Origin of the sequence: Brachybacterium aquaticum, from assembly GCF_014204755.1 — a bacterium.
In the GTDB taxonomy this organism is placed as follows: Bacteria; Actinomycetota; Actinomycetes; order Actinomycetales; family Dermabacteraceae; genus Brachybacterium; species Brachybacterium aquaticum.
The window spans coordinates 1,543,100-1,567,433 of sequence record NZ_JACHLZ010000001.1 but is presented as its reverse complement, the minus strand read 5'-3'; the positions used below and the strand labels follow the sequence as shown (position 1 = coordinate 1,567,433).

The window sequence follows — 24,334 nt, the reverse complement described above, 5'->3', positions numbered from 1 at the left end:
GGAGGTACCACCGGCCATGGCCACCATCGAGATCCAGAACCTGGTCAAGAAGTACGACGACGGCTTCCCCGCCGTGAACGACGTCAGCCTCGACATCGCCGACGGCGAGTTCGTGATCCTCGTCGGCCCCTCGGGCTGCGGGAAGTCGACGCTGCTGCGGATGATCGTCGGCCTCGAGGACATCACCGACGGCGAGTTGCGGATCGACGGCAGGCGCGTCAACGAGATCGCGCCCCGCGACCGCAACCTCGCCATGGTGTTCCAGAACTACGCGCTCTACCCGCACCTGACGGTGTACGACAACATCGCCTTCCCGATGCGGCTGAGCAAGAACAACGTCTCCGAGGACGAGATCGACAAGCGCGTGCGCCACGCCTCGTCGATGCTCGGGCTCGACGACCACCTGGAGCGCAAGCCCGGCAACCTCTCCGGCGGTCAGCGCCAGCGCGTGGCGATGGGCCGGGCGATCGTCCGCAACGCCGACGCCTTCCTCTTCGACGAGCCGCTGTCGAACCTCGACGCCAAGCTGCGCGGCCAGATGCGCACCCAGATCGCGCAGCTGCAGCGCCGCCTCGGCATCACCAGCGTCTACGTCACCCACGACCAGACCGAGGCGATGACCCTCGGCGACCGGGTCGCGGTGCTGAAGAAGGGCCGCCTGCAGCAGGTCGCCTCCCCGCGAGAGCTCTACGAGCAGCCCGCGAACCTGTTCGTCGCCGGCTTCATCGGCTCGCCCTCGATGAACTTCCTGCCCGCGCGGGAGGCCGACGGACGCCTGCGCACCCCCATCGGGGACCTCTCCGCGCCGGACCGCGTCATCGAGGCCGCCCGCGGCAAGGACCTCGTGCTGATCGGCGTGCGGCCCGAGCACTTCGAGGACCTCGAGTTCGTGGACGAGGCGCTGCTCGAGCACGGCACCGAACTCACCGCCACCCCCACCCACACCGAGTGGCTCGGCAACGAGCAGTACGGCTACATCGACTACGAGAAGGACCCCAAGGTCGCCGAGGTCCTCGACGAGCTCGCGAAGGACCTCGACCAGGACGAGATCCCACCTCAGGTCGTCGTCACCCTCAGCTCCGCCAGCCGCATCCGCGGCGGCAACGAGGCGAAGCTCTGGGTCGACACCCGCAAGCTGCACGTCTTCGACGTCTCGACCGGTGAGAACCTCACCCGCGACGAGGAGAAGGGCGCGGAGCTCACCCGCCGCGCCGCCGAGGACCGTCAGCGCGAGATCGAGAACGCTGCCGCCGCGGACGGCTGAGCACAGCAGCGCGATCGAGCACAGCAGCGCGATCGAGCACAGCAGCGCGATCGAGCACAGCAGCACCCGCGCGCGCCGGGCCCCGCCGAGGAGGCGGGGCCCGGCGCGCCGTCGGCCGACGGCGCGCCACCACCGGATTCAGCCTCTCATACGTGTACCGTGACAAACGCCTGATATCCGCTGTGAAAGGCCCGTCGTGTTCGTCCTCTCCCTCTCCGGTCGCCCCGGCCACGGCCGCCCCGCCGTCGACCCCGTCCCCGCATTGCTCGAGGCGCTCGCGGAGGTGGAGCTGCCCCTGCCGCCCGAGCGCACCGCCGGCCCCGACGCGCTCATCCTCGCCGCCCGCGGCGAGACAGCCCTCGAGGTGATGCTGCGGGCGCTGGAGGTGGGCGGCACCGCCATCGGCCTCGGCATCGGGGCGGTGGACCGCCCGCTGCCCGTCTCCGTCCGCGAGCTCGGCGGCCCGGCCGTCGCCGCCGCCGCGCAGGCCCTCGCCGCGGCGACCACCACCTCCCAGGTCCCGCTCGCCGTCCGCGCGGCCGATGCGCGCCAGCAGGACACCGCCACCGACGTCGAGGCCGTGCTGCGCCTGATCGGCTGGATGGTCCGCACCCGCAACCGCGGCCAGCGCGAGACGGTCCGGGCGCTGCGCGAGGAGCCCGGCGCCACCCAGGCCCGCCTCGCCGAGCGGCTCGGCGTCACCCAGCAGACCGTCTCCCGCGCCGTGAAGACGAGCGGCTGGCGCGAGGAGAGCGCCGCCCACCCCCTGGCCGTGCGGCTGCTGAGCATGATCGACCTCACGTCGAGCCGCTGAGTCCGTCGGCCGCCGGGGGAGAGGCGGGCCTGCGCGCTATCCTTGGTCCGCCCCGACGACTACCGAGGAGACCCATGGCGACGACGAACGACCTCAAGAACGGAATGGTGCTGGTCCTCGATCAGCAGCTCTGGAGCGTGGTCGAGTTCCAGCACGTCAAGCCCGGCAAGGGCCCGGCCTTCGTGCGCACCAAGCTCAAGAACGTCATGTCCGGCAAGGGCGTGGACAAGACCTTCAACGCCGGTGTGAAGGTCGAGACCGCCACCGTGGACCGCCGCGACATGCAGTTCTCCTACATCGACGGCGACATGTACGTGTTCATGGACACCTCGAACTGGGAGCAGACCAACGTCTCCGAGGAGACCGTGGGCGAGGCCAAGGACTTCATGCTCGAGGGCCAGGACGTGGTCATCGCCTTCCACGAGGGCAATGCGCTCTTCGTCGAGCTGCCCGCCTCCGTGGTGCTCACCATCGAGTTCACCGAGCCCGGCCTGCAGGGCGACCGCTCCAGCGGCGGCACCAAGCCCGCGCGCCTGGAGACCGGCCGCGAGATCCAGGTCCCGCTGTTCCTGAACCAGGGCGACAAGGTCAAGGTGGACACCCGCTCCGGCGACTACCTCGAGCGCGTCAAGTGACCCGAGGCTCCACCACGGGCGGCGCCGACCAGCCGAAGGCCCCGAAGCCGACCGGCCTCCCCCTCCCCACCCGGGAGGGGGCGGAGGTCGAGCTCGAGCGCACCGTCCCGGCCGCCGCGGACCGCCTCCACGGGCGCACCCGCGACCGCATCCGCGCCCTGGACGTGCTCTTCGAGGCCGACGCCAAGCAGGCGCCGGTCCTCGACGTGCTCCAGGAGCGGCTGCGCCGCACCGCCGCCCAGACCCCGCTGCCCGAGCGCTCGCGCGCCCTGGTGGAGCTGTACGCCCCGCACGCCACGGACATCGACGAGGACCTCGCCACGCACTCGCGCGACTGGCCCCTGCATCGCATGCCCGCGGTGGACCGGGCGATCCTGCGCCTCGGCGCCGCCGAGGTGCTGCACGGTGCGGCCGACGGGGAGCGCGGCGCTATCATCGGCGAGTACACCAAGATCGCCGAGGTCCTCTCGACCGACGACTCCCCGCGCTTCGTCAACGGGCTTCTCCAGCGCCTCGTCGACGTGAGCGGCCTGCTGCCCTGAGCAACCTCTCCTGAGATCCCGCCGCTGACCGCGCCGCCCGCCCCGTCCGAGGGGCGGGCACGCCGGTGCCTGCACCGGCCCGCCTACTAGACTTGGCACCGCTCGCACGAGCATCCCCACCCCTTTAACGACACGTCCCGTGAGGCGTGGAAGGGAGACACCGCATGACCACCGCATCACCCGCCGGCGACGGCACCGAGAAGCCCGCGGGCCCAGGTCCGGAGCCGGGCGCAGAGCGCTCCCGCGTGCTGGGCCCCGAGGAGATCCGCCGGGCCCTCACCCGCATCGCGCACGAGATCCTCGAGAGCGGCCACGGCGCTGACGACCTCGTGCTCCTGGGCATCCCGCACCGTGGCGTGCCGCTGGCCCGCCGCCTCGCCGAGCAGATCGCCCGCGCCGAGGGCCGCCCGGACGACGAGGACCTCTCCGCCCTGTACGGGTCGCTGGACATCACCATGTACCGCGACGACCTGCGCCGGAACCCCACCCGGGCCCCGAGCCCCACCCGCATCCCGCCCGCCGGCATCGACGGCCGCACCGTCGTGCTCGTGGACGACGTGCTCTACTCGGGCCGCACCATCCGCGCGGCGCTCGATGCGCTGGGCGCCGTCGGCCGTCCCGCCGCCGTGCGCCTGGCCGTCCTCGTGGACCGCGGCCACCGCGAGCTGCCGATCCGCGCCGACCACGTCGGCAAGAACCTGCCCACCTCCCGGACCGAGCGGGTCCACGTCCAGCTCGCCGAGACCGACGGCGAGGACGCGGTGGACATCGTCCGCCCCGCCGCAGCCCCGGCGGCCGCATCGACCGGTGAGGGGGAGCGCGCATGAGGCACTTCATCTCCATCGCCGACCTCTCCCGCGAGGAGGCCCTCGAGGTCCTCGCGACCGCCGAGCACATGGCCGGCACCCAGTCCCGCGCCATCCGCAAGCTGCCCACCCTCGTGGGCACCACGGTCGTAAACCTCTTCTTCGAGGACTCCACCCGCACCCGGATCAGCTTCGAGGCCGCCGCGAAGCGCCTCTCCGCGGACGTCATCAACTTCTCCGCCAAGGGCTCCAGCGTCTCCAAGGGCGAGTCCCTGAAGGACACGGCCCTGACCCTCCAGGCCATGGGGGCCGACGCGGTCGTGGTCCGCTCGGGCTCCTCCGGCGCGGCGCACCTGCTCGCCCACGCCGGCTGGATCGACCAGCCGATCGTCAACGCCGGTGACGGCGCGCACGAGCATCCCACCCAGGCGATGCTCGACGCCTTCACCCTGCGCCGCCACCTGCGCCCCGGCGACCCGCGCGCCGACCTCGAGGGCCTGCACGTGGTCATCGTCGGCGACGTGCTCCACTCGCGAGTGGCCCGCTCGAACGTGCTGCTGCTGACCCTGCTCGGTGCGCGCGTCACCCTGGTCGCCCCGCCCGCGCTGGTGCCCGTCGGCGCCTCCGCCTGGCCCTGCGAGATCTCCTATGACCTCGACGCGGCGCTCGCGACCGGCCCCGACGCCGTGATGATGCTGCGCGTGCAGCGCGAGCGGATGGTGGGCGGCGGGTTCTTCCCGACGGCGGGGGAGTACTCCCGCCGCTACGGGCTGAGCATCGCCCGTGCCGCCGCCCTGCCCGTGCACACGATCGTCATGCACCCCGGCCCGATGAACCGCGGCTTCGAGATCGCCGGCGCCGTCGCGGACTCCCCCCGCAGCGTCATCGTCGAACAGGTCGCCTCCGGCGTGTTCGTGCGAATGGCCGTGCTCTACCACCTGCTCGCCACCGACGACCGGGAGACGACCCGTGACCGCTGAGACCACCGCCCCCCAGGCCCCTGTTTCCCGGGCCTCTGCGTCCCCGGCCGACGAGCCCGCCGGCCCCGCCACCGCCCTGCTGCTGCGCGGCGGCCGCCCCTACGGCGAGGACGTCCAGGACGTGCTCGTCGTCGGCGGTCGCATCGAGGCCGTCGGCCCGGACCTCGAGGCGCCCGAGGGCGCCGAGGTGATCGACGCGGGCGGCTGCATCGTGCTGCCCGGCCTCGTCGACCTCCACACCCACCTGCGCGAGCCCGGCGGGGAGGAGGCCGAGACCGTCGAGACCGGCACCCGCGCCGCCGCCCGCGGCGGCTACACCGCCGTGCACGCCATGGCCAACACCACCCCCGTCGCCGACACCGCGGGCGTGGTCGAGCAGGTCGCCCGCCGCGGCGAGAGCGCCGGCTGGTGCACCGTCCGCCCCGTCGGCGCCGTGACCGTGGGCCTCGGCGGCGAGCGGCTCGCCGAGCTCGACGCCATGGCCAACTCCCGCGCCCGTGTGCGCGTGTTCAGCGACGACGGCAAGTGCGTGCATGACCCCGTGCTCATGCGCCGCGCGCTCGAGTACGTGAAGTCCTTCGACGGCGTCATCGCTCAGCACGCCCAGGACCCGCGCCTGACCGAGGGTGCCCAGATGCACGAGGGCGTGGTCTCCGCGGAGCTGGGGTTGGCCGGCTGGCCCGCCGTCGCCGAGGAGTCGATCATCGCCCGCGACGTGCTGCTCGCCCAGCACGTCGGCTCCCGCCTGCACGTGTGCCACCTGTCCACCGCCGGCAGCGTGGACATCGTGCGCTGGGCCAAGGAGCGCGGCATCGCCGTGACCGCCGAGGTCACCCCGCACCACCTGCTGCTCACCGACGAGAACGTGCGCCAGTTCGACGCCGTGTTCAAGGTGAACCCGCCACTGCGCACCGCCGAGGACGTCGAGGCGGTCCGCGCCGGACTCGCCGACGGCACCATCGACATCGTCGCCACCGACCACGCCCCCCACCCCGCGGACTCCAAGGACCGCGAGTGGGACCAGGCCGCGATGGGTATGACCGGTCTCGAGACCGCCCTGTCCCTCGTGCAGTCCACCATGGTCGACGAGGGCCGCCTCACCTGGAGGGACGTCGCCCGGGTGATGTCCGAGAAGCCCGCCGAGATCGGCCGCGACGAGGACCAGGGCCGCCCGCTCGCCGTCGGGGAGCCCGCGAACCTGCTGGTCTGGGACCCGCGCCCCGTCCGCGTCACCGACCCCGCCGAGCACGCCTCCCTCGGGCGCAACTCGCCCTTCGCGGGCCTGGAGCTGCCCGGTGCGAACCGGCTCACCCTGCTCGGCGGCCGACCCACCGTGCGCGACGGCGCGGTGGTGGAGCGGTGAGCGACCGGCTCGTCCCCGTCCTGCTGCTGACGCTGCTCTTCCTCGCGGCGCTCGGCGCCATGGCCTGGGGCTGGCGGCGCCGCGGACGCACCCAGTCCGACCTGCCCGCCCCGTCGGCCGCGGCGCTCGAGGAGCTGGGGGAGACCCTCGCCCACGGGCCCGTCGGCGCGATCTACGTGGACACGGTCCTGGCCGAGCAGCCGCTCGAGCGGGTCGTCGCCCACGGCCTCGGTCAGCGCGCCCGCGCCGAGGTCTCCCTCGGCAGCGGCGGCTCCTGGCATCTCGAGCGCCAGGGCCTCGGCGCCCTGACCATCCCGGCAGGCGCTGTCGCCGAGCTCACCTCCGGCCCGGGCATGGCCGGCAAGTTCGTGGGCGGCGACGGCCTGCTCATCATCCGCTGGCGCCTCGGCGACCGGCTCCTGGACACCGGCCTGCGGCTCGACGACCGCGCCGATCACGACCTCCTGCTCTCCCGGAAGGAGCACGCATGACCACCTCCGCCCCCACTGCCTCCCGACCCCCGGTGCGCCGCGCCCCGCACGAGCGCGCCCTGCTGGTCCTCGAGGACGGCACCGTGCTGCGCGGCTCCGCCTACGGGGCCCGCGGCGCCCGCCTCGGCGAGGTCGTGTTCTCCACCGGAATGACCGGCTACCAGGAGACCCTCTCCGACCCCTCCTACGCCGGACAGATCGTCGTTCAGACCGCCCCGCACATCGGCAACACCGGTGCGAACGCCGGGGACATGGAGTCGCGCAAGGTGTGGGTGCGCGGCTACGCCGTGCGCGACGCCTCCCGCATCTCCTCCAACTACCGCGCCGAGCAGACCCTCGACGAGCTGCTCGTCGACAGCGACGTGGTCGGCATCAGCGACATCGACACCCGCATGCTCACCCGACGCCTGCGCGACACCGGCTCCATGCGCGGCGGCATCTTCTCCGGCGACGCGCTCGAGCGCCCCGAGGAGGAGCTGCTGGCCGAGGTGCGCGAGCAGCCCTCCATGGAGGGCGCGAGCTTCGTCGAGGAGGTCACCATCGACCAGCCCGTCGTGCTCGAGCCCGAGGGCGAGGTCGTCGCGACCGTCGCCGCCGTGGACCTCGGCATCAAGGGCGCCACCCCCCGCAACATGCTCGAGCGCGGACTGCGCGTGCACCTGCTGCCCGCCACCACCTCCCTCGAGGACCTCCTGGCCATCGGCCCCGACGCCGTGTTCTTCTCCAACGGCCCCGGCGACCCCGCCACCGCCACCGCCCAGATCGAGCTGCTGCGCGGCGTTCTCGACGCCGGCCTGCCCTTCTTCGGGATCTGCTTCGGCAACCAGCTGCTCGGCCGCGCCCTCGGCTTCGACACCTACAAACTGAAGTTCGGCCACCGCGGCATCAACCAGCCCGTCCAGGACCGCGAGACCGGTCAGGTCGCCATCACCGCCCACAACCACGGCTTCGCCGTGGACGTGCCGCTCGAGGGCGAGCACACCGCCCCTCACGACGGCGGCCGCTACGGCCGGGTCGTCGTCTCCCACGTCGGCCTGAACGACGACGTGGTCGAGGGCCTGCGCTGCCTCGACATCCCCGCCTTCTCCGTCCAGTACCACCCCGAGGCGGCCAGCGGACCCCACGACGCCTCGCCCCTGTTCGACCGTCTGGTGGAGCTCGCCGTCGCGCACCGCGACGCCGCCGGCCCCGCCGCCGACGCCACCGCTTCCGCCTCCGAGGAGTCCTGATGCCCCGCCGTTCCGATATCTCCTCCGTCCTGGTCATCGGCTCCGGCCCGATCGTCATCGGCCAGGCCGCCGAGTTCGACTACTCCGGCACCCAGGCCTGCCGCGTGCTGCGCGAGGAGGGCCTGCGGGTCATCCTCGTCAACTCCAACCCGGCCACGATCATGACTGACCCGGAGATCGCCGACGCCACCTACATCGAGCCGATCGACCCGGACATCATCCGCTCGATCATCGCCAACGAGCGCCCCGACGCCCTGCTGCCCACCCTCGGCGGTCAGACCGCGCTGAACGCCGCGATCGCCCTGGCCGAGAACGGGACCCTCGAGGAGTTCGGCGTCGAGATGATCGGCGCGAGCCTGGACGCGATCCAGAAGGCCGAGGACCGCCAGAAGTTCAAGGAGGTCGTCGAGCGGGTGGGCGGCGAGTCCGCGCGCTCCCGCATCTGCCACACCATGGACGAGCTGCTCGAGGCCGCCGACGAACTCGGCTACCCCATGGTGGTGCGCCCCAGCTTCACCATGGGCGGGCTCGGCTCCGGCATGGCCTACGACGAGGCGGACCTGCGCCGCATCGGCGGTGACGGCCTGCACTACTCGCCGACCTCCGAGGTCCTGCTCGAGGAGTCGATCCTGGGCTGGAAGGAGTTCGAGCTCGAGCTCATGCGCGACGGCGCGGACAACTGCGTGGTCATCTGCTCCATCGAGAACGTCGACCCCGTCGGCGTGCACACCGGCGACTCCGTCACCGTCGCCCCGGCCCTCACCCTCACCGACGTCGAGCTGCAGAAGCTGCGCGACCTCGGCATCGCGATCATCCGCGAGGTCGGCGTGGACACCGGCGGCTGCAACGTCCAGTTCGCCACCCACCCCGAGACCGGCCGTATCGTCGTCATCGAGATGAACCCGCGCGTCTCCCGCTCCTCGGCGCTGGCCTCCAAGGCCACCGGCTTCCCGATCGCGAAGATCGCCGCGCGCGTCGCCATCGGCTACACCCTCGACGAGATCCGCAACGACATCACCGGCACCACCCCCGCCAGCTTCGAGCCGGCGCTGGACTACGTCGTGGTCAAGGTGCCCCGCTTCGCCTTCGAGAAGTTCCCCGCCGCGGACCCCACCCTCACCACCACCATGAAGTCGGTGGGCGAGGCGATGGCGCTCGGGCGCAACTTCACCGAGGCGCTCGGCAAGGCGCAGCGCTCCATCGACGTCAAGGGCGCCACCCTCGACTACCGCGGCGAGCCGCCCACGGCCGCCGAGGTCGCCGAGCTGCTCGAGGCCGTGCGCACCCCCACCGCGGAGCGCCTGCTGTCCATCGGCCGGATCCTGTGGTCCGCGGCCGAGGGAATCCTCGATCCCGCCGAGACCCTCGACCGGCTCGGGGAGGCCACCGGTATCGACCGCTGGTTCCTCGACCAGATGCTCCTGGTCGCCGAGATCGCGGCGGAGGTCCGCGCCGGCGACGTGCTGGACGCCGAGCTGCTCGCGCTCGCCAAGCGCCACGGCCTCTCCGACGACCAGATCGGCAACCTGCGCGGCCAGAGCGGTGACGTGGTCAAGGGCGTGCGCGAGGCCCTCGGGATCAACCCCGTCTACAAGACCGTGGACACGTGCGCCGCGGAGTTCGCCTCCCGCACCCCGTACCACTACTCCACCTATGACCAGGAGACCGAGGTCGAGAAGCGCGAGCGCCCGGCCGTGCTGATCCTCGGCTCGGGCCCCAACCGCATCGGCCAGGGCATCGAGTTCGACTACTCCTGCGTCCACGCCGCGCTCGCGCTCGGCGACCCGGAGCTGCCCGGCGGCGGCTACGAGACGGTCATGATCAACTGCAACCCCGAGACGGTCTCGACGGACTACGACATCGCCGACCGGCTCTACTTCGAGCCGCTCACCTTCGAGGACGTCGTCGAGGTGTACGAGGCGGAGAAGGCCGCCGGCCCCGTCGCCGGCGTCATCGTGCAGCTGGGCGGGCAGACCCCGCTGTCCCTCGCCCGCCGCCTCGAGGCCGAGGGCCTGCCGATCATCGGCACCAGCCCCGCCGCGATCGACAACGCCGAGGATCGCGGCCACTTCGGCGCGGTCCTGGCCGAGGCCGACCTGCCCGCCCCGCCCTACGGCACCGCCTGGGGGCTCGGCGACGCCATCGAGGTCGCCGCCAAGGTCGGCTACCCGGTGCTGGTGCGCCCGAGCTACGTGCTCGGCGGCCGCGGCATGGAGATCGTCTTCGACGAGGAGGGCCTGGTCGACTACGTGGGCCGCAACCTCCCCGACGGCGGCCGCGCCGAGGCCCCGATCCTCATCGACAGCTTCCTGGACACCGCGATCGAGATCGACGTGGACGCCCTGTACGACGGCGAGGAGCTCTACCTCGCCGGGATCATGGAGCACATCGAAGAGGCCGGCATCCACTCCGGCGACTCGGCCTGCACCCTGCCGCCGGTCACGCTCGGCGCCCCGGTGCTCGAGCGGATCCGCACCTCCACCCTCGCCATCGCCGAGGGCGTGGGCGTGCGCGGCCTGCTGAACGTCCAGTACGCCCTCTCCCACGGGGTGCTGTACGTGCTCGAGGCGAACCCCCGCGCCTCCCGCACCGTGCCCTTCGTCGCCAAGGCCACCGGCGTGCCGCTCGCCCAGGCGGCGGCCCTGCTCATGGCCGGCACCTCCATCGCGGACCTGCGCCGCGGCGGCGTGCTGCCCGCCACCGGCGACGGCTCCGACCTGCCCGAGGAGACCCCGATCGCGGTGAAGGAAGCCGTGATGCCCTTCAAGCGGTTCCGCACCGCCGAGGGCCGCGCGGTCGACTCGGTGCTCGGCCCGGAGATGCGCTCCACCGGCGAGGTCATGGGCATGGACTCCACCTTCCCGCTCGCCTTCGCCAAGTCCCAGCTGGCCATCGGCGGCCAGGGCCTGCCCACCTCCGGCAGCGCCTTCGTCTCCGTCTCCGACCGCGACAAGCGCTCCCTGCCCCTGCCGGTCGCGCGACTGGCCGCGCTCGGCTTCGAGATCCTCACCACCGCCGGGACCGGCAAGGTCCTCAGCCGCTACGGCATCCCCTGCCGCGTGCTGCGCAAGGCCTCCGAGGCCGGCGAGGAGGCGAGCGTCATCGAGCTCATCGAGGCGGGCGAGGTGGACCTGGTCCTGAACACCCCCTCCGGCTCGAACGCCCGCGTGGACGGCTACGCCATCCGCGCGGCCGCGACCAGCATGGACGTCCCGGTCATCACGACCCTGCAGGAGTTCCAGGCCGCCGTCCAGGCGATCGAGGCGAGGCCCGTGGAGCCCTTCGAGGTGCGCAGCATCCAGCAGCACACGGCGCTGCTGCGCGAGGTCCGGGCGCGACGGGACGCGCAGGCGTCCGCCGACGCGGCCGACGAGGCCCGCGCGACCGCGAAGGTCGGCGCGTGAGCGCCGGCCCTGCCGGCACAGGGGCGGGTGCGGGGGAGGTCACGACGGAGGGCGCCGCGCCTGCCCCCTTCGGCCGGGTCCTCCAGGCCGCGGTCGCCGCGCAGGGACCGCTGGTCGCAGGGATCGACCCGCACGCCGCACTCCTGACCGAGTGGTCCCTGCCGGACACCGCCGCGGGCGCGCGCGAGTTCTCGCTGCGCGTGCTCGAGGCGGTCGCGGGCCGGGTCGCGGCGATCAAGCCGCAGTCGGCCTTCTTCGAGCGCCACGGCTCCGCGGGCGTCGCGGTGCTCGAGGAGCTCCTGGCCGCGGCCCGCGAGACCGGGGTGCTGACGATCCTCGACGTCAAGCGCGGCGACATCGGCTCGACCATGGCCGCCTACGCCCAGGCGCACCTGCTCCCGGGCGCGCCGCTCGAGGCCGACGCGATCACGGTCAGCCCGTACCTCGGCACCGGCTCCCTCGATCCGGCCGCGGAGCTCGCGACCGCGCACGGCAAGGGACTGTTCCTCCTCGCGCTCACCTCCAACCCCGACGGGCCGCAGGTGCAGCACGCCCTGACCGGCAAGGACACGCCGGTCGCCCTCGAGATCGCGCGACACGCCGAACGGATCGGCGGCGCGGCACCGGGGGAGTGGGGCAGTGCCGGTCTCGTGGTCGGCGCGACCGTCGGCGACGCCTACCGGCGGCTCGGCCTGGATGCCGCGGCCCCGTCGGCCCCGCTGCTGGCCCCCGGGGTCGGCGCCCAGGGTGCCGGCCCGGCCGAGGTCGCCGATGTCTTCGGTGAACGCGCAGGTCAGGTGCTGGTCTCCGTGTCCCGGGGGTTCCTGGCCGCAGGCCCCGACACCGCCGCGCTGGCCGCTCGCGCCGACGAGCTGACCGGCCAGTACCGCTGAGCCCGTCGGCCCCCGCCGGGCGGGCCCGTGAGCACCCCTTCCGGCCCCGCCAGACGGGCCGCCGCGAGAGCCCCGCCGAGGGGCCGACAGGCGCGGGACCAGGGACTTAGCGTGTCAAACGTGCCCTCGGCCACGATTTTGGGGTTACGCTCTTCCCACACCGGGGACCTCCCGGACCATGGACGTCACCAGCGACAGAACAAGAGGTAAGAACAGTGGCTCTCCCTCCCCTCACCCCTGAGCAGCGGGCCGAGGCCCTGAAGAAGGCCGCCGAGGCTCGTCGCGAGCGTGCGGCCATCAAGGCCCGGCTCAAGGACAGCGCCGGCCACCGCGGCGAGGAGATCAAGAAGGTCCTGGAGGAGGCCGAGACCAACGAGGTCGTCGGTCGTCTGCGCGTCTCCGCCCTGCTGGAGGCCCTGCCCGGCGTGGGCAAGGTCAAGGCGCAGCAGATCATGGAGGAGATCGGCATCTCGCCCTCCCGCAAGATCCGCGGCCTCGGCTCCCACCAGGCGGAGAAGCTCGTCGCCCACTTCTCCGAGTGACCCCTGAGCATTCCACCGGGGCCGGCGCGATGACCGCACCGGCCCCGGTGACAGTCCTGGCAGGCCCCACCGCCGTGGGGAAGGGGACCGTGTCCGCGGCGATCCGCGAGCGGTACCCCGAGATCTGGCTGTCCGTCTCCGCGACCACACGGGCCCCGCGGCCCGGCGAGGTCGACGGCGTGCACTACCGCTTCGTCACCGAGGAGGAGTTCGCGCGCCTGATCGAGACCGGTCAGATGCTCGAATGGGCCGTCGTCCACGGCCGCAACAAGTACGGCACCCCGCGCGGACCGGTCGAGCAGGCCGTCGCCGAGGGGCGTCCCGTGCTGCTCGAGATCGACCTCGCCGGCGCCCGGCAGATCCGCGAGACGATGCCCGAGGCGCGCTTCGTGTTCCTGGCCCCGCCGGACTGGGACACCCTGGTCCAGCGGCTCGTGGGCCGCGGCACCGAGGACGCCGAGGAGCGCGAGCGCCGCCTGGCGACCGCGCGCGTCGAGCTCGCCGCCGAGTCCGAGTTCGACGTCACCATCGTCAACGACCGGGTGGACCGCGCCGCCGACGAGCTCGCCTCGCTGCTCGGCGTGAACGACCTCACCTGACCCCGGACGCTCCCGCCCTCGCCGCCCGGCGCGGAAGGGCGTATCCTGGAGCGTCGCACGCCGTCACCCAGGAAGGGACATCCGTGGCCGGAACAGTCGCCCAGCCCGAAGGCATCACGAACCCCCCGATCGACCGTCTCCTCGAGACCGTCGACTCGAAGTACGCCCTGGTGCTGTACGCCTCGCAGCGCGCGCGCCAGATCAACGCCTACTACTCGCAGCTCTCCGAGGGCCTGCTCGAGTTCGTCGGCCCGCTGGTGGACGTCGAGAACCAGGAGAAGCCGCTGTCGATCGCGCTGCGCGAGATCGACGAGGGCCTCCTCACCGTCCGCGAGATCGACGAGGAGGAGTACGCCGCGCAGAACGAGCCGGATCCCAACGCCCCGGCCCCGCTGCTGCTCGGCGACGACGCCCCCGAGGTCCCGCCGACCGACTTCACCCTCTGATCCCGGCGCCGCCGGCATCACCACAGGGTCAGCCATGAGCACCCCGCAGCGCACGCTCGCCGGTGCCCGCGTCCTCGTGGGCGTCGGCGGCGGGATCGCCGCCTACAAGACCGCGCACCTGGTGCGCGGTCTTGTCGGTGAAGGGGCCGAGGTGCGGGTCGTCCCCACCCCGGCCTCGCTCGAGTTCGTGGGCGCCGCAACGTGGGAGGCGCTCAGCCACCACCCGGTGCTCACCTCCGTCTTCGAGGACGTCGACGAGGTCGCCCACGTCCGCCACGGCCAGGAGGCGGACCTGCTGGTCATCGCCCCCGCCACCGCGGACCTGCTCGCACGGCTGCGGATCGGCCGGGCCGACGACATGCTCACCGCCTCCGCCCTGGTCACCCGCGCGCCGGTGGTGCTCGCCCCCGCGATGCACACCGAGATGTGGGAGCACCCCTCCACCCGCGACAACGTCGCCGTGCTGCGCGAGCGCGGCACGATCGTGCTCGAGCCCGCCGTCGGCCGCCTCACCGGCCCCGACTCCGGTCCCGGCCGCCTGCCCGAGCCCGAGGCGATCCTCGACGCCGCCCGCGCGGCCCTGGCCGCACCGCGCGACGAGCGCGGCGCCGTGGTGCGCGACCTCGTCGGCCGCGAGCTGCTCATCACCGCTGGCGGCACCCGCGAGGACCTCGACCCCGTCCGCTTCCTCGCCAACCACTCCTCCGGCCGACAGGGCTGGGCCCTCGCCCACGCCGCCCTCGTGCGCGGCGCCCGGGTGCGCCTGGCCGCCGCGAACGTCGCGCTCGAGACCCCGCCCGGCGCCCAGCGCCTGGACTTGGGCAGCGCCGCCGAGCTCGCCGAGACCGTCGCCGCGCACCGCGGGAAGGTCGACGCGCTGGTCATGGCCGCCGCCGTGGCGGATTTCACGGCCGCCGGGAAGTCCGACGCGAAGATCAAGAAGGACGAGTCCGACCCCGACTCCGTGCCGACCCTCGCCCTGCGTCGCACCGAGGACATCCTGCGCAGCAGCGTCCTGGACCGCGGGGACGCCGAGCGGCCCGCGATCGTCGGCTTCGCGGCCGAGACCGGCGGCGATGGCGTCAGCGCCCTCGAGCTCGCCCGCGCCAAGGCGCGCCGCAAGGGCGCCGACCTGCTCGTCTTCAACGACGTCACCAGCGGCGTGTTCGGCGCCGCCGACAACGCCGTGCGGATCCTGGACCGCGAGGGCGAGGAGCTCGCCACGGCCGAGGGGACCAAGACCCAGGTCGCCCACGCCGTGCTCGACGAACTCGTCGGTCGGCTCCCGCAAGTACCCTGATCACCATGACCACCAGCGAGCTGCGCACCTTCACGTCCGAATCGGTCACCGAGGGGCACCCCGACAAGATCTGCGACCAGATCTCGGACGCCATCCTCGACGACCTGCTCGCCCAGGACCGCGACGCGCGCGTCGCGGTGGAGACCATGGTGACCACCGGACTCGTCCACGTGGCCGGCGAGGTGCGCACCTCCGGCTACTCCGATGTCGCCACGATCGTGCGCGACGTGATCCGCCGCATCGGCTACGACTCCTCGGAGAAGGGCTTCGACGCCGACTCCTGCGGTGTCGAGGTCTCCATCGGCGCGCAGTCCCCGGACATCGCCCAGGGCGTGGACACCTCCTTCGAGGCCCGCGGCGACGCGGCCGCGGAGGCCTTCTCCCGCCTCGGCGCCGGGGACCAGGGACTCATGTTCGGCTACGCCTGCCAGGACACCCCCGAGCTCATGCCGCTGCCGATCCACGCCGCGCACCGCCTCACCCAGAACCTCTCCACCGCCCGGCGCGACGGAGTGCTGCCCTACCTCCGCCCCGACGGGAAGACCCAGGTCTCCATCGGCTACGACGAGGACGGCGTGGCCCGCACCGTCGAGGCGATCGTCGTGTCCACCCAGCACAGCGAGGAGGTGGACCTCACCAGCCAGCTGGCGCCTGCGATCTCCAAGGTCGTCATCGCCCCCGTGCTCGAGGACCTCGAGGCCCTGGGCCTGGACACCTCCCCGGTGAAGCTGCACATCAACCCCTCTGGCCGCTTCGTGCTCGGCGGCCCGAAGGGCGACGCTGGCCTCACCGGCCGCAAGATCATCGTGGACACCTACGGCGGCATGGCCCGCCACGGCGGCGGCGCCTTCTCCGGCAAGGACCCCAGCAAGGTGGACCGCTCCGGCGCCTACGCCATGCGCTGGGTGGCCAAGAACATCGTCGCCGCGGGCCTCGCGGACCGCTGCGAGGTCCAGGTCGCCTACGCCATCGGCGTCGCCGAGCCGGTGGGCCTGTACGTGGAGACCTTCGGGACCGGCAAGGTCCCCTCCCACCAGATCGCCGCCGCGGTGCGGAAGGTCTTCGACCTGCGCCCCGCCGCGCTCATCGACGCCCTCGACCTGCTGCGCCCCATCTACGCGCTCACCAGCGTGCATGGCCACTTCGGCCGCGAGCTCCCCGAGTTCACGTGGGAGCGCACCGACCGCGCCGAGGAGCTGGAGCGCGCCCTGTGAGCACGAACGACCCGATCCCGGCCGTCGGCGCCGACGTCCCGCCCTCCGGGCTCGACCCCGAGATCGCCCAGCGCCTGAAGCGCGACGACGCGGGCCTTGTCGCCGCCGTCGTCCAGGACGCGACCGACGAGCGCGTGCTCATGGTCGGCTGGATGGACGACGAGGCGCTGCACCGCACCCTCACCACCGGGCGGGTGACCTTCTGGTCCCGCTCCCGGCAGGAGTACTGGCGCAAGGGCGACACCAGCGGCCACGTCCAGTGGGTCCGCTCCGTCGCCCTGGACTGCGACTGCGACACCCTGCTGGTCCGCGTGGACCAGGTCGGCGCGGCCTGCCACCGCGGCACCGACACCTGCTTCGACGGCGGCGAGCTCGACGCCGTCGTCCTCGAGACCACGGAGCGCACCGCATGACCGACCTCCCCCAGGACCCCCAGGACTCCCGCACCGAGGCCTACCCCGAGCAGGTGGGCGGTCGCGAGGGCGCTGCGCTCGGCCGCGTCACCCCGGACCGCGAGACCTTCCGCGCCCTCGCCGCGCGCCAGCGCGTCGTCCCCGTCTCCGTGCGCCTGCTCGCCGACGAGGACACGCCCGTGTCCCTCTACCGCCGCCTCACCGCGGACGGCGACGGCCGCGGCACCTTCCTGCTCGAGTCCGCCGGGGAGGGGGAGACCTCCCGCTTCTCGATCATCGGCACGAGCGCCCGCGCTGTGCTCACCGAGCGCGACGGCCAGGTCCACTGGCACGGCGACGTACCCGCCGGCATCCCCACCACCGGCACCCCGGTCGAGGCGCTGCGCGAGATCACCAGCGCCTTCCGCGCCGCCCGCCAGGAGCACCTGCCGCCCTTCACCGGCGGGATGGTCGGCTACATCGCCTACGACGCGGTGCGCTACTGGGAGAAGCTCGACGCCGCCCCGCCCGACGAGATCGGCCTGCCGGACGTGTCGATGCTCCTCGCGCAGGACGTGGTCGTCCACGACGCCCACGACTCGACCGTCGTGCTCGTCGCCAACGCCCTGAACCTCAACGCCACCGACGACGGGGTCGACGCCGCCTACGACGACGCCCTCGCGCGCCTGGACCGGCTGCGCGAGCGTCTGCGCACCCCGGTGGACAGCGGGCCCGTCGTCTACGACGCGGTCACGGAGCTGACGCCGAAGGCTCGCACCACCCAGCTCGAGTACGAGAGGGCGGTCGCTGAGGCGGTGCGCGACATCGTGGACGGCGAGATCTTCCAGGTCGTCCCCTCCCAGCGCTTCTCGCTGCCCACCGCGGCGCATCCGCTGGACGTGTACCGGGTGCTGCGTCGTATGAACCCGAGCCCCTACATGTACCTGCTGCGCACGGTCGACGCGGACGGCGCACCGATCGACGTGGTCGGGGCGAGCCCCGAGTCGCTGGTGACCGTGCGCGGCACCACCGCGACCACCCACCCGATCGCCGGCTCCCGCCCCCGCGGCGCCACCCCGGAGGAGGACGAGCAGCTCGCCGCGACGCTGCTCGCCGACCCCAAGGAACGCTCCGAGCACCTCATGCTCGTGGACCTCGCCCGCAACGACCTGCAGAAGTTCTGCGAGCCCGGCACCGTGGTGGTGCGGGACTTCATGCACATCGAGCGGTTCTCCCACATCCAGCACATCGTCTCGACCGTCACCGGGCACCTGCGCGACGACGCGATCGCCTACGACGCGCTGCGCGCCACCTTCCCGGCCGGCACCCTCTCCGGGGCGCCGAAGCCCTCCGCCATGCGGATCATCGACCGGCTCGAGCCGGTGCGGCGCGGGGTGTACGGCGGGACCGTCGGCTACGTCGACTTCGCCGGCGACATGGACATGGCCATCGCCATCCGCACCGCCGTGCTCAAGGACGGCACCGCCCACGTCCAGGCCGGCGGGGGAGTGGTCGCCGACTCCGACGCCACCATGGAGCACCGCGAGTCCCAGTCCAAGGCCGCCGCCGCCCTCCGCGCCGCCGCCTCGGCGGACACGCTGCGCCGCGCATGAGGCTGAAGCGCAGCACCGCCGTCCTCGCCGGCCTCGTCGCCGCCGGGCTGCTCGCCGGCGCGACCCGCACCCCCTGGGTGCAGGCGAGCGCCCCGGACCTTGCCGGCACCGCCCAGCAGGTCTCGGTCACCGGCTCCGACGCGGCACCGGCCGTGCTCGCCCTCGCCCTCGCGGGCCTCGCGGCGGCGCTGGCGACCTCGCTGTCCTCGGCCTGGGTGCGATTCCTCACCGGCCCGGTGATGGTCCTGGCCGGCGTCGCCGCCGCCGTCGCATCCCTCGGCGCGGTGCGGGATCCGGCGGCGGCCGCTCGCGGCGCGGTCGTCGAGGCCACCGGGGTCTCCGGCGGCGAGATCGCGGCCGACGCGACCGCCTGGCCCCTCATCGCGCTCGTCCCCGCCGCGGCCCTCGCCCTCGTGGGCGTGCTCGTGCTGGTCGCGGGCCGCGCCTGGCCCGTGGGCACCCGCTACCGCAGCGCCGCCGTCGCCGCGACGGCCGATCCGGCCGACGACCCCGCCGCCGCCTGGGACGCGCTCAGCCGCGGCGAGGACCCGTCGGTCGCGGGGGAGGACCATGACGAGGGGTCCGACGGCCGCCCCGACGCCCGCACCGGCGAGGACCCGAAGCGCTGACACGGCTCACGGACCCGCACGGCTCGAACCGGCGCGACGTGGCACAATGGCCCTGACCGGGACCCTGAACTGGAGAAGGACCATGCCGAAGACCTACGTCGTGCCGCCGCCGCCCCACCACAACGAGGGCAAGACCGTCGCGAGCTGGACCATGAACCTCGGCATCGTCCTCGGGTCCGTCGTCCTCGCCGCCGGGATGATCCTGCCGGACCTGTCCGTGCTGATCTGGGTGGGAGCGGCGATCGTCGCCCTCGCGATCATCGCCGGCATCGTGCTCTCCGCGGCCGGCCTCGGCCAGCCCAAGCACTACGGCCACCCCGTGACCGGGCCCGCCGCCCGCACCCACGAGGCCCCCGCCGTGCAGGTCGCCGAGGCCGACGCCCGGTGACCACCGCGGCACAGGAGCGGCCGGGCCGGGCCGCGCCCGGCGCCCCCGCCCCCCGCGGGGCGCGCCGCCTCCTGCTGCCGCTGGGAATCGTCGGCGCCGGGCTCGCCCTGGCCGTCGGCGTGCAGCTGGTCTTCGACCCCTTCCGCACCCACATCCCCCTGTGCATCGTGCACCAGCTGACCGGGCTGGACTGCCCGGGCTGCGGCGCGATCCGTGCGGTGCACTCCCTGCTCGCCGGGGACCTGCTCCTGGCCCTGCGCAGCAATGCGCTGCTGGTCCTGTCCCTGCCGCTGATCGCCGCCGGACTGGCGATGTGGACCGTCCGGCGGGTGCGCGGACTGCGCACCGACCTGATGCCCTCGCGCACCGCGCTGCTGGTCATGGTCGGGATCGCCGTGCTCTTCGGGGTGCTGAGGAACCTTCCCGCCTTCTGGTTCCTGGCCCCCATCTCGTACGTCGGCGCCTGAGCCCGCCGCTCAGCCCGTCGAACACCGCGGGACCCGCGCCCGTCGCGGTCCCGCCCTATCCGCAGGAGACCGAGTGACCACCACCGGAACCGTCCTCGACGACATCATCGTCGGCGTGCGCGAGGACCTCGCGCCCCGCCGCGCCGCCGTGCCCGACGCCGAGATCGAGCGCCTCGCCCGCGAGGCCGCCCCCGCTCTCGACGCCCGCGCCCACCTGGCCGGCGACGGCAGCACCATGGGACTGATCGCCGAGGTGAAGCGCTCCAGCCCCTCCAAGGGGGCGCTGGCCGAGATCCCCGAGCCCGCGGAGCTGGCCGCCGCCTACGCCGACTCCGGCGCCTGTGCCATCAGCGTCCTCACCGAGCAGCGCCGGTTCCGCGGCACTCTCGCCGATCTCGACGCCGTGCGCGCCCGGGTCGACGTGCCCGTGCTGCGCAAGGACTTCGTCGTCGAGCCCTACCAGGTCCTCGAGGCCCGCGCCCACGGCGCCGACCTCGTGCTGCTGATCGTCGCGGCCCTCGAGGACTCCCAGCTGCGGGATCTGCACGCCCTCATCGGCGAGCTCGGCATGCAGGCCCTGGTCGAGACCCACACCGAGGACGAGCTCGCACGGGCCCTGGACCTCGGCGCCGACATCATCGGCGTCAACGCCCGCAACCTCAAGGACCTCACCGTCGACCTCGACCGCGCCGCCGCCCTGCTGCGGAGCATCCCCGCCGGGCCCCTCGGGATCGGCGAGTCCGCCGTGCTCGGCGTCGCCGATGTGGAGGCCTACGCCGCCGCCGGCGCCGACGCCGTGCTGGTCGGCGAGGCCCTGGTCACCTCGGGCGATCCCGCCGCCGCGGTCGCCTCGTTCCGCCAGGTCGCGCGCCGCGGCCGCCCCGCCCCGGAAGGAGCTCAGGCATGAGCAGCCCCGACACCCCCCAGGACAGCGCCCTGCGCGCGACGAGCCCCGCCGGCGAGCCCGTCGTCCTGGACCTCACCCGACCCTCCACCGCGCTGCGCTCCGCGGCCGGGCCCTACTTCGGCGAGTTCGGCGGGCGCTTCCTGCCCGAGGCGCTCGTCCCGGCGCTCGACGAGCTCACCGAGGTGTACGAGAAGGCGATCATCGAGCCCGAGTTCGTCGCCGAGCTGCGCGCCCTCGCCGCCGACTACACCGGGCGCCCCTCCCTGCTCTCCGAGGCGCCTCGCTTCTCGCAGCTCGCCGGCGGCGCCCGCATCCTCCTCAAGCGCGAGGACCTCAACCACACCGGCTCCCACAAGATCAACAACGTCCTCGGCCAGGCACTTCTGACCCGGCGCATGGGCAAGAAGCGCCTGATCGCCGAGACCGGCGCGGGCCAGCACGGCGTCGCCACCGCCACCGCCGCAGCCCTGTTCGGCCTGGACTGCACCATCTACATGGGCGCCGAGGACACCGAGCGCCAGGCCCTGAACGTCGCCCGCATGCGCCTGCTCGGCGCCGAGGTGGTCGCCGTGGAGCAGGGCTCGCGCACCCTCAAGGACGCGATCAACGAGGCCTTCCGCGACTGGGTCGCGAACGTGGAGACCACCCACTACCTCCTCGGCACCGTCGCCGGCCCCCACCCCTTCCCGGCCATGGTCCGCGACTTCCACCGCGTGATCGGCGAGGAGGCCCGCGCCCAGACCCTCGAGCGGGTGGGCCGCCTGCCCGACGCGGTCGTCGCCTGCGTGGGCGGCGGCTCCAACGCCATGGGCATCTTCCACGCCTTCCTCGACGATCCCGAGGTGCGGCTGCTGGGCTGCGAGGCCGGCGGCGACGGCATCTCCACCGGCCGCCACTCCGCCACCATCACCGGCGGCTCCCCCGGCGTGCTCCACGGCGCCCGCAGCTTCGTCATGCAGGACGAGGACGGCCAGACCATCCCCTCCCACTCCGTCTCCGCAGGCCTGGACTATCCCAGCGTCGGCCCCGAGCACGCATGGCTGGCGGACACCGGCCGCGCCGAGTACCGCGCGATCGATGACGGCCCCGCCATGGACGCCTTCGCGCTGCTGTCGATGACCGAGGGCATCATGCCCGCCATCGAGTCCGCGCACGCCCTGGCCGGAGCGCTCGAGCTGGGCCGCGAGCTGGGGGAGGGCGCCGTCATCGTCGTCAGCCTCTCCGGCCGCGGCGACAAGGACGTGGACACCGCCTCGCGCTGGTTCGGCCTCGTCGGCGACGACCCCGCCCGCGCCGACCTCGGCGCCCTGCGGGACCTCGCCCGCAGCACCTCGCCCGAGACCCCGGAGGAGACCCGATGACCGCCGCCGACGCCTCGCGCCCCGATGCCCAGAGCACCGCCTCCCCGCGCCCCGACTCCCCGCGCCCCGACTCGCAGCGGCTCCGCGCCGCGGAGGTGCTCGACCGCGCCCGGGCCGAGAACCGTGCCGCTCTCGTCGGCTACCTGCCCGTCGGCTACCCCGACCTGCAGCGCTCGATCGACGCCGCCCGCGTCCTCATCGACAACGGTGCCGACATGATCGAGCTCGGCCTGCCCTACTCCGATCCGGTGATGGATGGCCCGGTCATCCAGAAGGCGGCCTCCGCCGCGCTCGAGGCGGGGACCCGCACCCGCCACGTCCTCGAGGCCGTCGAGGCGCTCTCCGGCCGCGGCGCCGCAATCCTCGTGATGAGCTACTGGAACCCGGTCCTCGCCTACGGCCCCGACGCCTTCGCGCGCGACCTCGCGGCCGCCGGCGGCGCCGGGCTCATCACCCCCGACCTCATCCCCGACGAGGGCGCCGACTGGATCGCCGCGTCCGAGGAGCACGGCGTGGACCGCGTGTTCCTCGTCGCACCGAGCTCCCCGCGCGACCGCCTCGAGCATGTGGTCTCGCACACAACCGGATTCGTGTACGCCGCGAGCACCATGGGCGTCACCGGCACCCGGGCCAGCGTGTCCACGGCCACCGAGGGGCTGGTGGAGCGGACCCGCGCCGCCGGTGCGACCAACGTGTGCGTGGGTCTGGGCGTCTCTCATGGTGAGCAGGCCGCGCAGGTCGGCGCGTACGCTGATGGAGTGATCGTCGGGTCCGCCTTCGTGCGCGCGCTGCTCGAGCACGAGGGCGACGACCGGGCGGCACTCACCGCCCTGGCGGAGGTCGCCAAGGACCTCCGCGCAGGCGTCGAGCGCGCCCGCGCCTGACCCGCCCCCCGACCGGGACCTCCCGGTCCCGGACCCCGGCCCTCCCGGCCGGGCGGCACGGCCCCGTCGGCCGAACGGCACGGCCCCGTCGGCCGGAGTGACCGGCCCTCGTGGCCGAGGAGAGACGGCCCCTGTCGGCCGGGAGAGGAGAGGACCCGATGATCCCGAGCCCCTCCGTCTCCGCCCTCTCGCTCGGCCCGCTGACGATCCACTTCTACGCCCTGTGCATCCTCGCCGGCATCGGCGTGGCCATGTGGTGGGCCACCAAGCGCTGGGAGAAGCGCGGCGGCGACGGCGACACCCTGTTCGACATCATGTTCGTCGCGGTGATCGCCGGCATCGTCGGCTCCCGCGTCTGGCACGTCCTGACCTCCCCGGAGCCCTTCTTCGGCGAGAACGGCAACCCGATCGCCGTGCTGTACATCTGGCAGGGCGGGCTCGCGATCTACGGCGGCGTCGCCGGCGGCGCGCTCGCGGTGTGGATCATGTCCCGGATCAAGGGTGTGTCCTTCACGGCGCTGGCCGACACCGTCGCGCCCACCCTGCTCATCGCCCAGGTGCTGGGCCGCTTCGGCAACTGGTTCAACCAGGAGCTGTACGGGCCGCCGCTGGACGCCTGGTGGGCCTGGGACATCACCTGCGTCACCAACGGGCAGACCATCAACGGCTGCGTGCCCGGCACGTACCACCCCACCTTCCTGTACGAGCAGCTGTGGAACCTCGCGGCCCTGGCCGTGCTGCTCCTGCTCGCCCACCGCTTCCAGCTCGCCGGCGGCCGCCAGTTCTGGGCCTATGTCGCCCTGTACTCCACCGGCCGCGCCTGGATCGACGCGATCCGCTCCGAGCCCGTGCTCATGGTCGGCCCGCTGCGCATCCACACCCTCGTCGCCATCCTCATGGCCCTCGTGGGCGTGGCGATGTTCGTGATCCTCACCTACCGCAAGCGCAAGCGCGGCGGCGAGGTCGTCGCGGCCGACGGCTCCTTCACCCTGCTCGCCCAGACCGAGGGCAACGGCCCCGACGAGGACGAGGTGGAGAAGTCCGGCACCCCGCCCTCCGCCGGCACCGAGAACCCGCCCGGCACCTAGACCGCACCCCCGAGACGTCGCATCGCGCCACGCCCTCGGGGGCGGTCCCTGGGACCGGGACGACGTCGGCCTCCGACGTCCCC

Annotated in this window: 25 protein-coding genes; all 25 read left to right on the top strand. The window is 73.4% G+C overall.

The window, feature by feature from the left end:
• Positions 1-16 precede the first annotated feature (16 nt).
• The 25 genes from HNR70_RS07015 (at position 17) to lgt (ending at position 24,251) form a co-directional block, all read left to right on the top strand.
• Positions 17-1,264: an ABC transporter ATP-binding protein gene (locus HNR70_RS07015; RefSeq protein ID WP_184325010.1), complete on the top strand. Its 1,248-nt coding sequence runs from the start codon at positions 17-19 to the stop codon at positions 1,262-1,264.
• A 196-nt stretch (positions 1,265-1,460) separates the two neighbouring features.
• The gene (locus HNR70_RS07010) at positions 1,461-2,078 is read left to right on the top strand and encodes a helix-turn-helix transcriptional regulator (RefSeq protein ID WP_184325009.1); all 618 of its coding nucleotides are present in this window, start codon (positions 1,461-1,463) and stop codon (positions 2,076-2,078) included.
• 74 nt (positions 2,079-2,152) lie between these two features.
• Positions 2,153-2,713 (top strand): elongation factor P, encoded by a 561-nt coding sequence (gene efp, locus HNR70_RS07005; RefSeq protein ID WP_184325008.1) that lies wholly within the window; start codon positions 2,153-2,155, stop codon positions 2,711-2,713.
• Complete coding sequence (gene nusB / locus HNR70_RS07000; RefSeq protein ID WP_184325007.1) at positions 2,710-3,255, top strand: transcription antitermination factor NusB; 546 nt, start codon at positions 2,710-2,712, stop codon at positions 3,253-3,255. Before efp ends, nusB begins: the two co-directional genes overlap by 4 nt.
• A 164-nt stretch (positions 3,256-3,419) precedes the next feature.
• Positions 3,420-4,082 (top strand): bifunctional pyr operon transcriptional regulator/uracil phosphoribosyltransferase PyrR, encoded by a 663-nt coding sequence (gene pyrR / locus HNR70_RS06995; RefSeq protein WP_246375172.1) that lies wholly within the window; start codon positions 3,420-3,422, stop codon positions 4,080-4,082.
• Positions 4,079-5,041 (top strand): aspartate carbamoyltransferase catalytic subunit, encoded by a 963-nt coding sequence (locus tag HNR70_RS06990; RefSeq protein ID WP_184325006.1) that lies wholly within the window; start codon positions 4,079-4,081, stop codon positions 5,039-5,041. The genes pyrR and HNR70_RS06990 overlap by 4 nt, the downstream gene beginning before the upstream one ends.
• A gap of 76 nt (positions 5,042-5,117) precedes the next feature.
• A complete protein-coding gene (locus HNR70_RS06985; protein ID WP_184326594.1) occupies positions 5,118-6,404 on the top strand; it encodes a dihydroorotase in 1,287 nt (428 codons plus the stop codon).
• Positions 6,401-6,895, top strand: a complete 495-nt coding sequence (locus HNR70_RS06980) for a PH-like domain-containing protein (RefSeq protein ID WP_184325005.1) — start codon at positions 6,401-6,403, stop codon at positions 6,893-6,895. Before HNR70_RS06985 ends, HNR70_RS06980 begins: the two co-directional genes overlap by 4 nt.
• Positions 6,892-8,124 carry a glutamine-hydrolyzing carbamoyl-phosphate synthase small subunit gene (carA, locus tag HNR70_RS06975; RefSeq protein ID WP_184325004.1) on the top strand — a complete coding sequence of 411 codons (1,233 nt, stop codon included), beginning with the start codon at positions 6,892-6,894 and terminating at the stop codon, positions 8,122-8,124. The genes HNR70_RS06980 and carA overlap by 4 nt, the downstream gene beginning before the upstream one ends.
• Positions 8,124-11,528: a carbamoyl-phosphate synthase large subunit gene (carB, locus tag HNR70_RS06970; protein ID WP_184325003.1), complete on the top strand. Its 3,405-nt coding sequence runs from the start codon at positions 8,124-8,126 to the stop codon at positions 11,526-11,528. Before carA ends, carB begins: the two co-directional genes overlap by 1 nt.
• Positions 11,525-12,421 (top strand): orotidine-5'-phosphate decarboxylase, encoded by an 897-nt coding sequence (gene pyrF, locus HNR70_RS06965; RefSeq protein WP_184325002.1) that lies wholly within the window; start codon positions 11,525-11,527, stop codon positions 12,419-12,421. The genes carB and pyrF overlap by 4 nt, the downstream gene beginning before the upstream one ends.
• Before the next feature lie 215 nt (positions 12,422-12,636).
• Entirely contained in the window at positions 12,637-12,963 is a 327-nt protein-coding gene (gene mihF / locus HNR70_RS06960; protein ID WP_122940556.1) for an integration host factor, actinobacterial type, read from the top strand.
• A gap of 29 nt (positions 12,964-12,992) precedes the next feature.
• Positions 12,993-13,562 (top strand): guanylate kinase, encoded by a 570-nt coding sequence (gene gmk / locus HNR70_RS06955; RefSeq protein WP_184326593.1) that lies wholly within the window; start codon positions 12,993-12,995, stop codon positions 13,560-13,562.
• Positions 13,563-13,645: 83 nt separating this feature from the next.
• Positions 13,646-14,008, top strand: a complete 363-nt coding sequence (rpoZ, locus tag HNR70_RS06950) for a DNA-directed RNA polymerase subunit omega (protein ID WP_184325001.1) — start codon at positions 13,646-13,648, stop codon at positions 14,006-14,008.
• Positions 14,009-14,042: 34 nt separating this feature from the next.
• Positions 14,043-15,308, top strand: a complete 1,266-nt coding sequence (gene coaBC / locus HNR70_RS06945; RefSeq protein WP_184325000.1) for a bifunctional phosphopantothenoylcysteine decarboxylase/phosphopantothenate--cysteine ligase CoaBC — start codon at positions 14,043-14,045, stop codon at positions 15,306-15,308.
• Between the two features lie 5 nt (positions 15,309-15,313).
• Complete coding sequence (gene metK / locus HNR70_RS06940) at positions 15,314-16,522, top strand: methionine adenosyltransferase (protein WP_184324999.1); 1,209 nt, start codon at positions 15,314-15,316, stop codon at positions 16,520-16,522.
• A complete protein-coding gene (hisI, locus tag HNR70_RS06935) occupies positions 16,519-16,935 on the top strand; it encodes a phosphoribosyl-AMP cyclohydrolase (protein ID WP_312857598.1) in 417 nt (138 codons plus the stop codon). Before metK ends, hisI begins: the two co-directional genes overlap by 4 nt.
• Entirely contained in the window at positions 16,932-18,527 is a 1,596-nt protein-coding gene (locus tag HNR70_RS06930; RefSeq protein ID WP_184324998.1) for an anthranilate synthase component I, read from the top strand. Before hisI ends, HNR70_RS06930 begins: the two co-directional genes overlap by 4 nt.
• Entirely contained in the window at positions 18,524-19,156 is a 633-nt protein-coding gene (locus HNR70_RS06925) for a Trp biosynthesis-associated membrane protein (protein ID WP_184324997.1), read from the top strand. Before HNR70_RS06930 ends, HNR70_RS06925 begins: the two co-directional genes overlap by 4 nt.
• A gap of 82 nt (positions 19,157-19,238) precedes the next feature.
• Positions 19,239-19,544, top strand: coding sequence for an HGxxPAAW family protein (locus HNR70_RS06920; protein WP_246375171.1), 306 nt, complete (start codon positions 19,239-19,241; stop codon positions 19,542-19,544).
• Positions 19,541-20,011: a DUF2752 domain-containing protein gene (locus HNR70_RS06915; RefSeq protein ID WP_184324996.1), complete on the top strand. Its 471-nt coding sequence runs from the start codon at positions 19,541-19,543 to the stop codon at positions 20,009-20,011. Before HNR70_RS06920 ends, HNR70_RS06915 begins: the two co-directional genes overlap by 4 nt.
• A 73-nt stretch (positions 20,012-20,084) precedes the next feature.
• On the top strand, positions 20,085-20,918 hold the full coding sequence (gene trpC / locus HNR70_RS06910; RefSeq protein ID WP_184324995.1) for an indole-3-glycerol phosphate synthase TrpC: 834 nt from the start codon (positions 20,085-20,087) through the stop codon (positions 20,916-20,918).
• A complete protein-coding gene (gene trpB, locus HNR70_RS06905) occupies positions 20,915-22,279 on the top strand; it encodes a tryptophan synthase subunit beta (protein ID WP_221421106.1) in 1,365 nt (454 codons plus the stop codon). The genes trpC and trpB overlap by 4 nt, the downstream gene beginning before the upstream one ends.
• Complete coding sequence (trpA, locus tag HNR70_RS06900; protein ID WP_246375170.1) at positions 22,276-23,163, top strand: tryptophan synthase subunit alpha; 888 nt, start codon at positions 22,276-22,278, stop codon at positions 23,161-23,163. Before trpB ends, trpA begins: the two co-directional genes overlap by 4 nt.
• Before the next feature lie 158 nt (positions 23,164-23,321).
• Positions 23,322-24,251 carry a prolipoprotein diacylglyceryl transferase gene (gene lgt / locus HNR70_RS06895; RefSeq protein WP_184324994.1) on the top strand — a complete coding sequence of 310 codons (930 nt, stop codon included), beginning with the start codon at positions 23,322-23,324 and terminating at the stop codon, positions 24,249-24,251.
• Positions 24,252-24,334: the final 83 nt, after the last annotated feature.